Raw genomic sequence first — 12,087 nt, forward strand, 5'->3', positions numbered from 1 at the left:
TCCCTCCTTCACGCTAGTTGCGCAGCGGCTTTCCTTTGGTCAGCATATGCTGCATACGCGCCTGTGATTTTGGTTCTGCAATTAAGCTTAAGAACGCCTCTCGCTCCAAATCGAGCAAATGATCTTCATCAACGAGCGTCCCTTCTGCGACACGGCCACCAGAGAGAACAAACGCCAGTTTTTCAGCAATCTTAAAGTCGTGATCCGATACATAATGACCCCACTTCAAGGAATGAGCGCCTAACATCAGCGTGGCGTATCCGGCTTCACCTGTGACCGGTATTTTCGTTTCCACAGGCGCAATATACCCACTATCTGCCAAACGAAGGACCGTTTGTTTCGCTTCGTGGTTGGCAAACTGATCGTTCATAATGATCGCGTCTCTCTCAGATAGGAAGCCGTGGTCTCGCGCTTCTTCTGCTGACGTGGAAACACTTGCCATCGCAATGGATTCAAATGTCGCTCTCGCTGCTTTTTGGACGTCCACGGCATTCTCTGAACCAAAGCGTTCCAAGTTTCGTTTGTAAAGCTCCTTGTTTCCACCTCCACCTGGGATGAGCCCAACACCCGTTTCCACAAGACCCATGTACGTTTCATGGGTGGCCTGAACACTTGCAGCTGGCAAGCAAATTTCCGCACCTCCCCCAAGACTCATTCCAAAGGGAGCGCTTACTACTGGCCTGGCAGCGTAACGAATCCGTTTCGTTGCTTTTTGAAATTGACGAACGACCATATCAAGCTCGAAGAAATTGTCATCCTGCGCTTCCATCAGCATCATCATTAAGTTCGCGCCAACACAGAAGTTCTTGCCTTCATTACCGATGACGAGCCCTTTGAAGTTTTTTTCAATCTCATCAATCGACTTGTTGATCATTTGAATGACGTCGAGCCCGATGGAGTTATTTGGTGACGTGAACTGGAGCAGCGCCACATCATCGCCGATGTCAATCAACCTTGCTCCCGTATTCTTGAAGATCGTCTTTTCCTTTTTTAGATGAGAAAGCGGGATTTCCTTTTCATGTGCACGAACAGGCGTCTTTTGTCCTTTATCATAAAACGTTCCGCCTTCATAAAAAGATGTTTGTCCACCAGCGACCATATCTGTCACCCAGCTAGGGATTTCTTCGCCATCGTCCTTCATTTTGGCGATTGTCGTCTCCACGCCGAGAGCATCCCATAGTTCAAACGGTCCCATTTCCCAACCAAAGCCCCAGCGCATCGCCTCATCAATGGCGAGCAAGTCATGGGCAATTTCATCTGCCTTATCGGCTGAGTAAAGAAGGGCTGGCTTGATCAAGGACCAAAGCAGTTCTCCAGCTGCATCTTCAGCAAACACAACCGTTTTTAATTTTTCACTCTTAGATTTGAGTGATTTTGCCTTCTCAATGGACACCGCTTTCAATTTTTTACGTGGTTCATATTCAAATGTTTGCGGATTGAGCTCATAGATCGCGCCGTCTTTTTTCACATAAAACCCTTGACCGCTCTTCGCTCCAATCCAGCCCTTCTCCGCCATTTTTTTCATAAATTCGGGAGGATCGAAATGTTCTTTCTCTGCCCCTTCGGTTTTGTCGTAAACATTTTTAGCCACATGCAGAAACGTGTCGAGGCCAACGACGTCAAGTGTGCGGAATGTCGCACTTTTCGGGCGACCAATGAGTGGCCCGGTGACAGAATCAATTTCCCCCACCGAATAGCCCTTTTCCACAAGCTCATGAACCGTAACCAAAAGCCCATATGTGCCAATTCGATTAGCAATAAAGTTTGGCGTATCTTTTGCCTCCACGACGCCTTTGCCAAGCGCCTCTTCGGCAAAAGCTTTCACAAAAGACGTGACCTCACTCTCTGTTGCCTCTGTCGGAATAACTTCAAGCAGCTTAAGATAACGCGGAGGGTTAAAGAAATGCGTGCCAAGAAAATGGGCTTTAAAATCCTCACTGCGCCCTTCAGACATCGCTTCCACAGATATTCCAGATGTATTGGAAGAAACAATCGAGCCCTGCTTGCGAACGTTGTCAATGCGTTCAAATAAACTCCGTTTAATCTCCAAATTTTCCACAATGACTTCAATGATCCAATCAGCCTCGCTTAAACGATGGAAATCGTCCTCCAAATTTCCTGTTTCAATAAGAGCTACTTTTCCCTTTGAGGCAAGGGGAGCTGGCTTTTGCTTCTTTAGCTTTGTGACGGCCTCTTGAACAATACGATTACGCACAACGGCATCTGTGAGCGATAGTCCTTTGGCCTGCTCTTTTTTCGTCAATTCCTCTGGAGCTCGATCGAGTAGCAATACAGGAATGCCTGCATTCGCTAAGTGAGCAGCAATGCTTGCTCCCATTACTCCAGCTCCAACAACCGCTGCTTTTTGAATATGCCAAGCCATGGTGTTCCTCCTCTCAAATCAAACACGCTAGCAAACCGAATGAATACTCATTCATTTTTTGAGTAAATAAAAAAGCGCTTACGTTCAGCTTCCTTTTCACTATAACGGAAAACGGTACCGTTTGCAAGAACTAAATTCTAACCACTCCCTTTTTTTCCGAAACGCAACTTGCGTATAAATCATCATATCTCCTGCAAACTAAAGAGGCGTCCGTCTACCCGGATGTGACTTTTTTACAAAGGAGTGTCTCACATGAATCAACAGTCCATGAACCAAGCTGGCCAAGCTCAAGCGCAGCAACAGTCACAAGTCATGAATGAACCACCGGCGATTATGACCACAAAAGATTTGTTGTATGTGAATGACATGCTCGCCTGGAACTTAAATGCAATGAAAAAAGCGCACGACTTCGCCTCTCGCTGTCAGGACACCGAGATCAAGCAAGCGATTGAGTCTGCCGGGCAAATGCATGAACGTCATTACGAACAGCTACTCACCTGTTTGCAGCCATCACAAAGCCAGCCCACACAAATGCAGTAAGAAAGGAGCCTTATCATGACCCAAAAAATCCAAAACCCGGCCATTCAAATTCCGGACACGCCACAAATGACGGACCGTGATTATATTACGGATATGCTCACAACAGAGAAGTATCTAGGCGTTTCCTACGCCGTTGCCGAGCATGAGGCCAGTCACGATAGCCTGTACCAAATAATTCACTCTGTCAACAACGAGACCTCACAAATGCAGCGCCAGCTTTACGACTGCATGTTCAAAAATGGCTTGTACAGCGTTGAGGCCGCCGACGCCCAACAGCTCCAGCAAAGCTACCAGCAGCATAAAGGGTATGAAAGCCAGTTTCCTTATAAGACGATGAACTAGAATTTACACGAGAAGCCCATGAGTAAAGCACTCATGGGCTTTTTCTGTTTCTTGTGCTTCGTATGCTGGTCCTTGTACACCGTGTTTTTTCGTCCCTTGCGTCGTGTTCCGCCCCTGTGCATCGTATTCTGCTTGCTCCATGCTCTTTCCGCTATGCGTTTTTACCTCCTTGAAAAATTTTCATTCTAGTATTGACAAATCTTCCTCACACCTCTATGGTTAGTTACATAAGTAATGAACCATGGAGGCTAATGATATGGGTCAGTCTTTTCCAGACGGTCACCCGATCTTCCAACAAGTCGCAAAGCGAATCACCGACGATATTGTCAACGGTTCACTAGCGGAAGGCGATCAGGTTCCGTCAACCAATCAATTTGCTCAGCACTATCAGATTAATCCAGCAACCGCCGCAAAAGGCATCAAGCGCCTTGTGGATAAAGGCATTCTTTTTAAAAAGCGAGGGATCGGCATGTTTGTTGCAGAAGGAGCAAGAGTCACACTCATTCATGAGCGTCGCGAAGAGTTTCAAGAGGATTACATTACACCGATGCTTGAAGAAGCAAAGCAACTCGAACTAACGATTGAGGAACTAAAAGCAATGATCGAACGGGGAGGTCAATCATGAAGATTGAGCTAAAGAATGTCTCAAAGACCATTAAAGGACAGCCAATCCTCACCAATTTCTCTTGGTCGATTGATGAGCCAGGCATTTACGCTGTGCTCGGTCCAAACGGAGCTGGGAAAACGACGATGATGCAAATTCTATCCGGGCTTTCCTTGCACGACAGCGGCGAGGTGCTTGTGAACGGAGAAAGCCCGTTCAATAATCGGAGAATCCTACCCGAGATTGGCTTTGTTCAGGAAAGCAACAATTTCAAACCTACACTTACGATTGAGCAAGTCATACGCACCGTTCAACCGTTTTACCGGAACTGGAATCATTCGCTTGCCCAGGAGTTGTTGGACACCTTCAATCTTCCGCGAAAGAAGCGACTCGATCAGCTGTCGAAAGGAATGGGATCTGCCCTTAATATGATTATCGGGCTGGCTAGTCGGGCGTCTTTAACGATTTTTGATGAGCCTTATATCGGGATGGATGCGAGCGCAAGAAAAACGGTGTACCAAGCCATTCTCGATGACTTTCTAGAATATCCGCGCATCATTCTTTTCTCCACACACTTTATTGAGGAAACCGAGAACTTGTTTCAATCGGTTTGTATTATTGAACAGGGATCCAAGTCGTTCGAAGCAAACGTCGACGAGCTAAGCGAACGGACGCTGCAAATTACGGGGCCAAAAGATGTCGTTTTCAAGTTGGCCGAAGAAGCGACAACGCTCCTAAGTTCATCCACATTTATGAGCGAAGCAAGTATCAGCGTTTTGCTTAATGAAGGGGAGGCCTTAGACATCCCTCCTACATGCAAAAGTGAATCTCTGTCCTTGCAAGAATTCTTTGTTGGCCTTACGAATCTTTCAAAAGAAGGTGAACACGCATGAAGCAGTATCAAGCGCTTTTAAAAGTTCTATTTACTGATATTTTTAAGTCGTATGTGATTTTTTGGTCGATCTATACCCTTATTACGGTTGCCTCTTATACCATTGCCTATCTTACATCGTTTGATGGTATTTACCAAATGGGGATCCCGTTTGCACTCATCTGGGTGGCCGTCCATAGCTTTCAAGCCATAAAAAATGATTTCCCTTATATCATTCAGCTTGGCGCAACGAGACGACAGTTTACCATTGCCCTAAGCATTTTTGTGACCATTCTCGTTGGCACAATGGCGTTAACCCATTTCCTGCATGTTTCGTTCTTTACGTTTATTGCCGAAGAAATTCAAGCACTTGTGCCGGTCACGCTCGTCACTTGGGACGATCTTGGTGACTCCATTTCCGCAACAATGTCGCTCGTCATCGATGTGTTGCTTGGGCTTGCGGTTGCTTTCTTAATGGTGCTATTAGCCAGTTTGCTCTATCGCTTCGGAAAGCTCCCCGTCTATGGCATCCTAGCCGTCATGGCGGTCACGCTTCTCACCCCAGCTGCTCATCAGAACCTAATTGAATGGTTGGTTGATGTCGCTACTGGAGATGCGCTCTACACAGTCTTTTGGCTTTTGCCGATCGCGCTTCTCCTGATTGTCATTAGTGGTGGGGTGTTGCAGAGAGCTTCGTTTCGCTAGTCGACGCGCGCTGAGAAGACCGCACCTCCCTCGGTTCGTTCGATCAAAACGTTAGTCTACGTTTAGAGCAGGCTAGCGTTTTTTCGCGCTCTGCCCCCTTACTAAAAGTCATTCCCGCCACCCGATCAGCTAGTGACCACTTCCGTTCGTGCACCATTTGGCATATAAAAAAAGCCCAGCTAACTGCTTCTGCAGTAGCCAGGCTTTTTGTATGGAGACGGTGGGAATTGAACCCACGTCCAGAGATAACGACACTTACGCTTCTACGAGCGTAGTCACTGTATTAGCCTTTCGCCAACACTTCAGCCCAGTAACAGGCTTCCGTGTAGCTAGTCTGATTGGTCTCTTCCTTCTCCCTCAGACGGTGGGAGAGAGGCGTAGCCCACTAAAGGTTGAGTCCCGAACACTCCACATGGGCAATGGAGAGCCGGAACCGCAGAGTGCTGTTAGGCAGCTACTGCGAAGTTGTTGTTTTCTTTGCCAGTTATAGGCTTGTGCGTTTTTACGAGGCCGACCCCTCGGCTCGCAACGTGAGCTCGACCTATCCCTGTCGAATCCAAAACGTCCCCCGGTTTTGGTTAAAAGCCCAGATCCCTTGTCTGGGTTAGTTAGTATACCATACTCAGATGTTTTGTCAAGCCTCAGCCTTTCATTCGCTCCTTAATCGCTCGCTCCATCTCTCGTTTGGCATCCTTACGTTTAAGTGTTTCTCGCTTGTCGTAGTTCTTTTTCCCTTTAGCGAGGCCAATCAACACTTTCGCCATGCCGTTCTTAATGTACACTTTTAAAGGAACAAGCGCGTACCCTTGTTGCTGGGTTTGACCAATGAGCGAATTAATTTGCTTCCGATGCAATAGGAGCTTCCGCGCTCGTGTCGGTTCATGATTGTAGCGGTTGCCTTGCTCGTACTCACTGATGTGTGCATTATGCAAAAAAACTTCACCGTCTCGCACGCGAGCAAAGGACTCTTTCAAATTCATACGTCCGGCACGGATCGACTTGATTTCTGTCCCCGTCAGCACAATCCCAGCTTCGTACGTTTCTTCAATAAAATAGTCATGCCGTGCTTTCTTATTTTGCGCAACCACTTTTCCTTCCGTTTTAGCCATGTTCCCACCTGCGTCTTTCCTCGACATACGTTCTTCATTTCATCCTACCAAGTAGTAGTGTATTCGTCAATTTGAAGCTAGAAAAGCGCAGGCGGGCCTTCAGGGAAGCTGCAAAAAGAGGACTCGGTTGCTTTCTCCGAGTCCTCAGTTTCCTACTAAATTTTCCCTAACTTCCCTGAGAAGAGAGCACTGATCGCAAGGAAACGACTGCCATTTAAAAGAAACAAAATCGACGTAGCCAGAAGAATGAGATCTAACTCGTACCCACCAAGGAAACCTGCAGGTAATTTTGCAAAGTAAATAGCCCCCATCATAATGATCGCAAATATGGCACTGAATAGCCGAGTAGCGAAACCGAGCAAGATTGCAAGACCGCCAATGACTTCAATCAGAGCGACAATGCCTGCCATAAACCCAGGTACCTCAATGGATTCAAAGAATCCTGCAGTTCCGTCAATCCCAGAACTGAATTTATCAAGCCCGTGCATCAGAAATGTCAGACCGAACACTACACGTAAAATAAATAACCCTACCTCTGTTTTATTCACAGTAACCTCCTTGGTATTGTTTATAAAAATAGCACAGGTTCATTCTACGTTTTTCGACGCCATCCAACAAGTAGGCACTTTTCAAACCACCAAAGAAACTAGTACCCAGTCACATTTTCCAAGGACGGGCTTATACGTTCGAAAAATTCATTGAAGTTATGCTCTTGGGCCGAAGGGGCAGATAGGGAGGTTCACTCATGTGTAAGCGGGTAGCGCCCATATGAGAAGTGGTATCAATCAAGTTAAAAGGGATACCGCTCCACATGTCAGAAGAAATATCGATCACGGAGCAATACCGCTCATGCCAGCAGAATATCGATCACGCGCAGACGGTTACCGCTCACACAAGGATTGATATATTAAGCACGAGGAGACGGGGCGGCCCGCCTTCGCTTTTCTACTAAAAAAAGACCTAGACGAGTATCCAGGTCGATGTCTTACACTTGGCAAAGGGGAATTTTTTCTCCCCCCTCGCCGTTATTTTTTCTTTCTACGCCCCTTTTTTCGTTTGACGCTCGGAGCATTTTCGTAGAAAGGTTTTTTCTTTCCTCTTTTCTTGCGATTGCCGTCACGTTTTGGATCACCGCTAAGACGGACACCTTCTTGTTTCCTCGACGGTTGCTTTCGCCGTTTGCCACCAACAATCACTTTCGGACGGTCTGCCGCCTTCTTTGTCTTGCGCGGCTTCATCCCAACAATTTCAAAATCGACCGACGCTTCCTCAACGTTAACATTGACAACACGGACTTCAATTTCATCGCCTATACGGAAAACATTGCCGGTACGCTCGCCAATCATGGCATAGTGCTTTTGATCGTAATGGTAGTAATCATCCGTTAAGTAGCTGACGTGGACAAGCCCTTCAACGGTATTTTCAAGCTCGACAAACATCCCAAAATTGGTTACACCGCTGATCATGCCCGAAAATGTTTCTCCCACTTTGTCTTCCATATACTGTGCCTTTTTCACACTATCGGTGTCTCGCTCCGCATCAACGGCTCGACGTTCCATTTCCGAGGCATGGGCCGTCAATGATGGGAGTTTCTCTTCCCACTTTGAACGCGTCTTCTCATCCGTTCTCTCTTGGATCAAATACGTTCGGATCAATCTGTGCACAAGCAGGTCAGGGTAGCGCCGGATCGGCGACGTGAAGTGCGTGTAAAATTCAGCCGATAAGCCAAAGTGGCCGACGGAGTTCACGTCGTATTTGGCTTGCTGCATCGAGCGAAGCATGACTTTGCTGATGACCGCTTCTTCAGGTTCACCGGAAATTTCTGTTAAAAGTTTTTGCAAGGCTTGCGGATGAATGGTGTTGGCCGTCCCACGTACCACATAGCCAAAGCCAGTGATGAACTCAAGGAAAGACTCCAACTTAGATGTATCGGGATCTTCGTGAATCCGATAGACAAACGGAAGCTTCAGCCAGTGAAAATGTTCAGCCACGGTTTCATTGGCTACAAGCATGAACTCTTCAATCAATTTTTCCGCAACGGAGCGCTCACGCAAGACCACATCCTTCGGTTTTCCCTCTTCATCTACAAGGACTTTCGCTTCTTTAAAATTAAAGTCGATTGCCCCGCGACCAAAGCGCTTCGCCCTTAAGATTTCTGCTAGCTCTTCCATCCGTTCAAAGAAAGGCACAAGCATCTCATAACGCGCACGCACCTCTTCATCCTTGTCCGTAAGAATTTTATTCACATCAGAATACGTCATTCGCTCCGTCGTTTTAATGACACTGGGGAAGATATCATGCGAAATCACGCCGCCGTTCTGATCGATTTCCATCTCACAGCTAAGCGTGAGTCGGTCGACTTGTGGGTTCAAGCTGCAAATGCCGTTAGAAAGCCGGTGCGGGATCATTGGAATGACACGATCGACGAGGTAGACGCTAGTCGCGCGTTCCGACGCTTCCTCATCGATCGCAGAGCCTTCCTGCACGTAGTGGCTGACATCGGCAATATGGACGCCGAGCAAGAAGTTGCCGTTTTCCAATCGTTTCACTTGAACGGCATCGTCCAAGTCTTTCGCGTCCGCGCCATCAATCGTTACTATTGTCTCACCGCGGAGGTCGCGCCTCCCGTCAAGGTCAGCCTCGTCAATCGTCTCTGGCACAGCTTCAGCCTGAGCAAGCGCCTCCTCGGAAAATGCCTGCGGAATCCCGTATTTGTAAATGATCGAAAGGATGTCCATGCCTGGATCGTTTTTGTGACCCAGAATTTCCTTGATCTCTCCCTCGCCGCCAAATCGTCCTTCAGGATAGGAAGTGATCGTAACGATCGCTTTATGGCCATCAATAGCTCCCTTGTCCTTGCTCTTTGGAATTAAAAAATCAGCACTTATTCGTTTGTCATCGGCAACCACAAGTCCGTACGAGGAGTGATCCTGGTACTCACCGATGATTTCCGTGACCTTTCGTTGCACAATGCGGATGACCTTGCCCTCTGGGCGCGTTTGGGCAGAGCGCTCGTCAATACGCACGAGCACAATATCGCCGTTCATAGCCCCACCTAAAGAACCCTGGGGAACATAGACATCATCGCCGCCTCCTTCGTCTGGAATGATAAAGGCAAATCCCTTCGCATGCCCTTGGACACGCCCGCGTACAAGATTCATTTTTTCAGGAACGCCGTAGCGATTCGTTCTCGTCCGAACAATTTGTCCGTTCTCTTCTAGCTGATTCAGTTGGGTAATCAGTTCTTTGAATTGATCCCCGGAATCAATTTGAAATAGCTCTTCTAATTCGCCAACAGAAAGCGGCTTTTGCGCTTCATCACGGAAATAGGTGAGCAGCTGTTCACTTGTTAATTCTGGATTCATTCGTTTCTCCCCTTTCATCGAGATTTTTCTATATCAGTGCGTGTTCAAAAAGAAATCGACAGCTACTTTTCCCGGACTTTTTGAACATTCTCTTTTAGTTTGACCAATCAAGGCCATTTAAAAACTGGAGCACATCCTGATGGAGCTGTTCTTTTTCCTCCCCGAGTGTAATCACATGGGTGGAATGCTCGTACCACTTCAAGTGCTTTTCATCCGTTTCCACCTGGTTGTAGATGATCTCGGCACTTTCCGTATCAATCATCTCATCATGACGGGATTGGACAACAAACGTTGGCGTATAGACCATGTCCAGTTCGCTTTGTACCTCATCCATTAAATCCCGCAGCTTATAGAGCGTATCCATCGGTGTGTTTTCTAGCTTTCCCATTTCCATTTCAATGGTTTCCTTGTCTTTCTTTTCAAGCTGCTTGTATTCGCGTGCATACCCAAGCATCCCTTTGTAAATCGCTTCTTCTGTGCGCGGACGTACAGGCGCGCACATGGAGACAATTCCTTTTACAGGAAGAGAGTAGCCGACTTTTAAAGAAAACACGCCGCCAAGAGAGAGCCCGCAAACCGCAATTTCTGTGTGGCCCTCGCTCTTCAACTCATTATAGGCGTTTTGCACGTCTTCCCACCAGTCCTCAGGCCCTGATTGCACGAGCTCTTCTGGCGGAACGCCGTGCCCTTTGTAAAGCGGCGCATGACAAGTATAGCCTTCTTTTTGCAGATAGCGGCCAAGCATGCGCACATCGGCCGTGGTGCCGGTAAACCCGTGGAGGAGGAGCACGGCACGCTCTCCTCCTTTAAATGTAAATGGTTTTGGTGCAACGACTTTCACGATGATTCTTCCTCTCTCGCTGTGTTTGCTGTTAAAAATACTTCAATTTCTTGGATGAGTTCTTCTTTCTCACATCCATGGCAGATCATATGGCGTGAACGCTTCATCACTTTTACTTCTTTCTTGGATGTGCGGATGATATCATATAAGTAATGGGCAGAACGCAAGGGAACAAGTCCGTCGAGCTCTCCTTGTATAATTAAGGTTGGAACATGAACGTTTCTAATATAAGGTCGGGTCTTTCGCACGACCTGCATGAATTGTAGCACAGCTGCAAAGGGCGTCTCGCGAAATTTCTGATCATAAAGCATCGTCATTTGACCGTCTTCTTCTTCGCCTGTGATATGAAAACGGATCGAATCAACCATCTCTTGTAAGAGCCGGGACGGGTTTAAATAAAAAGCGGCTGCGTTCAGGAGCACGAGCTTTTCCACCGGATAGCGAGCAGCCACGTAGCTTGCCAGCATCCCTCCCATAGAAAAGCCAATCACATACACTCGCTCACAGCGTTTGAGCAGCTCTTCAGTCGCTGCCTCCACTTTCAACACCCACTCCTTGTATGTGACACTTTTCAATTCTCCTTCTTTTTCGTGTCCTGGTAAGGTCGGAGAGTAGACGAGCCATCCATATTTCTGACCGAGGGCATCCGCTACCGGCTCCACTTCCCAAGGATCTCCTGTGAATCCATGAATACAAAGACAACCAATCAGTTTTCTCCCCTCCTCCCTTTACTATATCCACTTCCTAGTGAAACCGTGAGGCTAGACGTTGACACCTAGATCCAAATACTTTTCCCTATGTCTTGAGTGTTCCTTTTTTTAAGGCTTTTAAAACGCCTTGATCTTTAATCAGTGAAAGGAATCTTCATTCATTGGGGAGCCAAGGAAGGGAAGACAAAGAGCGAGGCTAGGGGGGGTTCTCTAGTTAGCACAAAAAACACCTGGCGATAGACCAGGTGTTGCTCGTGCTCACAAATAATAGGCGTTAAGCCCCGTTAGTACGAAAAACAGGACAGCAAGTACAACCGTCGCTCGATGAAGAACGGCATCAATTCCCCGCGCCTTTTGCTTTCCGAGCAGCTGTTCAGCTCCGCCAGAAATGGCTCCCGACAACCCAGCACTTCGCCCCGGCTGCAAAAGAACGACCGTAATCAATGAGATGGAAACAATGATTAATAACACCATTAAAAGAGTTTGCATTTCCTGCACCTCCACGCACACTTTCGCTAGGGTAACTTTACCATAACCGTTCCTCTAATTCAAGCCTGTCTCTTCCCCTTCAGCTCTGAGGAGTAAACGTTAAGAAAAAATGTACGAAAGGTTATGTC

General features: G+C 47.3%; 13 protein-coding genes and 1 other RNA gene. 5 read left to right on the forward strand and 9 right to left on the reverse strand.

Annotated features, from left to right (window positions below):
- Window positions 1–13: 13 nt before the first annotated feature.
- Complete coding sequence (locus tag AVZ68_RS17810) at window positions 14–2,383, reverse strand: 3-hydroxyacyl-CoA dehydrogenase/enoyl-CoA hydratase family protein (protein WP_059105934.1); 2,370 nt, start codon at window positions 2,381–2,383, stop codon at window positions 14–16.
- Window positions 2,384–2,635: 252 nt separating this feature from the next.
- On the opposite strand from AVZ68_RS17810, the gene AVZ68_RS17815 reads away from it, so the two are divergent.
- Together AVZ68_RS17815 and AVZ68_RS17820 are read left to right on the forward strand one after the other, a co-directional pair.
- Complete coding sequence (locus tag AVZ68_RS17815) at window positions 2,636–2,923, forward strand: hypothetical protein (RefSeq protein ID WP_059105935.1); 288 nt, start codon at window positions 2,636–2,638, stop codon at window positions 2,921–2,923.
- 15 nt (window positions 2,924–2,938) lie between these two features.
- Entirely contained in the window at window positions 2,939–3,265 is a 327-nt protein-coding gene (locus AVZ68_RS17820) for a spore coat protein (RefSeq protein WP_059105936.1), read from the forward strand.
- Window positions 3,266–3,268: 3 nt separating this feature from the next.
- On the opposite strand, the gene AVZ68_RS20375 is transcribed toward AVZ68_RS17820, so the two are convergent.
- The gene (locus tag AVZ68_RS20375; protein WP_157404704.1) at window positions 3,269–3,406 is read right to left on the reverse strand and encodes a hypothetical protein; all 138 of its coding nucleotides are present in this window, start codon (window positions 3,404–3,406) and stop codon (window positions 3,269–3,271) included.
- A 115-nt stretch (window positions 3,407–3,521) separates the two neighbouring features.
- Here AVZ68_RS20375 and AVZ68_RS17825 point away from each other — a divergent pair, with 115 nt between their 5' ends.
- Genes AVZ68_RS17825 through AVZ68_RS17835 form a run of 3 tightly spaced genes read left to right on the forward strand, consistent with a single transcriptional unit; the run spans window position 3,522 to window position 5,445 of the window.
- Entirely contained in the window at window positions 3,522–3,890 is a 369-nt protein-coding gene (locus tag AVZ68_RS17825) for a GntR family transcriptional regulator (RefSeq protein ID WP_059105937.1), read from the forward strand.
- Window positions 3,887–4,762: an ABC transporter ATP-binding protein gene (locus AVZ68_RS17830; RefSeq protein WP_059105938.1), complete on the forward strand. Its 876-nt coding sequence runs from the start codon at window positions 3,887–3,889 to the stop codon at window positions 4,760–4,762. Before AVZ68_RS17825 ends, AVZ68_RS17830 begins: the two co-directional genes overlap by 4 nt.
- Window positions 4,759–5,445 carry a hypothetical protein gene (locus tag AVZ68_RS17835; protein ID WP_059105939.1) on the forward strand — a complete coding sequence of 229 codons (687 nt, stop codon included), beginning with the start codon at window positions 4,759–4,761 and terminating at the stop codon, window positions 5,443–5,445. The genes AVZ68_RS17830 and AVZ68_RS17835 overlap by 4 nt, the downstream gene beginning before the upstream one ends.
- Before the next feature lie 209 nt (window positions 5,446–5,654).
- Here the strand turns inward: AVZ68_RS17835 and ssrA are convergent.
- The 7 genes from ssrA to secG all read right to left on the reverse strand — a co-directional run bounded on the left by ssrA (window position 5,655) and on the right by secG (window position 11,959).
- Window positions 5,655–6,014, reverse strand: a transfer-messenger RNA (tmRNA) gene (ssrA, locus tag AVZ68_RS20015).
- A 72-nt stretch (window positions 6,015–6,086) separates the two neighbouring features.
- On the reverse strand, window positions 6,087–6,554 hold the full coding sequence (gene smpB / locus AVZ68_RS17840; protein WP_059105940.1) for an SsrA-binding protein SmpB: 468 nt from the start codon (window positions 6,552–6,554) through the stop codon (window positions 6,087–6,089).
- Window positions 6,555–6,709: 155 nt separating this feature from the next.
- Window positions 6,710–7,102: a DoxX family protein gene (locus AVZ68_RS17845; protein WP_059105941.1), complete on the reverse strand. Its 393-nt coding sequence runs from the start codon at window positions 7,100–7,102 to the stop codon at window positions 6,710–6,712.
- Window positions 7,103–7,579: 477 nt separating this feature from the next.
- A complete protein-coding gene (rnr, locus tag AVZ68_RS17850) occupies window positions 7,580–9,919 on the reverse strand; it encodes a ribonuclease R (RefSeq protein WP_059105942.1) in 2,340 nt (779 codons plus the stop codon).
- Between the two features lie 94 nt (window positions 9,920–10,013).
- Entirely contained in the window at window positions 10,014–10,760 is a 747-nt protein-coding gene (locus tag AVZ68_RS17855; RefSeq protein ID WP_059105943.1) for an alpha/beta hydrolase, read from the reverse strand.
- The gene (locus AVZ68_RS17860; RefSeq protein WP_059105944.1) at window positions 10,757–11,470 is read right to left on the reverse strand and encodes an alpha/beta hydrolase; all 714 of its coding nucleotides are present in this window, start codon (window positions 11,468–11,470) and stop codon (window positions 10,757–10,759) included. Before AVZ68_RS17860 ends, AVZ68_RS17855 begins: the two co-directional genes overlap by 4 nt.
- A gap of 258 nt (window positions 11,471–11,728) precedes the next feature.
- Window positions 11,729–11,959: a preprotein translocase subunit SecG gene (gene secG / locus AVZ68_RS17865; protein ID WP_059105945.1), complete on the reverse strand. Its 231-nt coding sequence runs from the start codon at window positions 11,957–11,959 to the stop codon at window positions 11,729–11,731.
- Window positions 11,960–12,087 lie beyond the last annotated feature (128 nt).

Source organism: Shouchella shacheensis (genome assembly GCF_001484965.1).
Classification (GTDB): Bacteria; Bacillota; Bacilli; order Bacillales; family Bacillaceae_D; genus Shouchella; species Shouchella shacheensis.

Bases quoted from the DNA above. Each gene is read 5' to 3' on its own strand.
- AVZ68_RS17810 (WP_059105934.1), bottom strand. From the start codon at position 2,383: ATGGCTTGGCATATTCAAAAAGCAGCGGTTGTTGGAGCTGGAGTAATG.
- AVZ68_RS17815 (WP_059105935.1), top strand. From the start codon at position 2,636: ATGAATCAACAGTCCATGAACCAAGCTGGCCAAGCTCAAGCGCAGCAA.
- AVZ68_RS17820 (WP_059105936.1), top strand. From the start codon at position 2,939: ATGACCCAAAAAATCCAAAACCCGGCCATTCAAATTCCGGACACGCCA.
- AVZ68_RS20375 (WP_157404704.1), bottom strand. From the start codon at position 3,406: ATGGAGCAAGCAGAATACGATGCACAGGGGCGGAACACGACGCAAGGG.
- AVZ68_RS17825 (WP_059105937.1), top strand. From the start codon at position 3,522: ATGGGTCAGTCTTTTCCAGACGGTCACCCGATCTTCCAACAAGTCGCA.
- AVZ68_RS17830 (WP_059105938.1), top strand. From the start codon at position 3,887: ATGAAGATTGAGCTAAAGAATGTCTCAAAGACCATTAAAGGACAGCCA.
- AVZ68_RS17835 (WP_059105939.1), top strand. From the start codon at position 4,759: ATGAAGCAGTATCAAGCGCTTTTAAAAGTTCTATTTACTGATATTTTT.
- smpB (WP_059105940.1), bottom strand. From the start codon at position 6,554: ATGGCTAAAACGGAAGGAAAAGTGGTTGCGCAAAATAAGAAAGCACGG.
- rnr (WP_059105942.1), bottom strand. From the start codon at position 9,919: ATGAATCCAGAATTAACAAGTGAACAGCTGCTCACCTATTTCCGTGAT.
- secG (WP_059105945.1), bottom strand. From the start codon at position 11,959: ATGCAAACTCTTTTAATGGTGTTATTAATCATTGTTTCCATCTCATTG.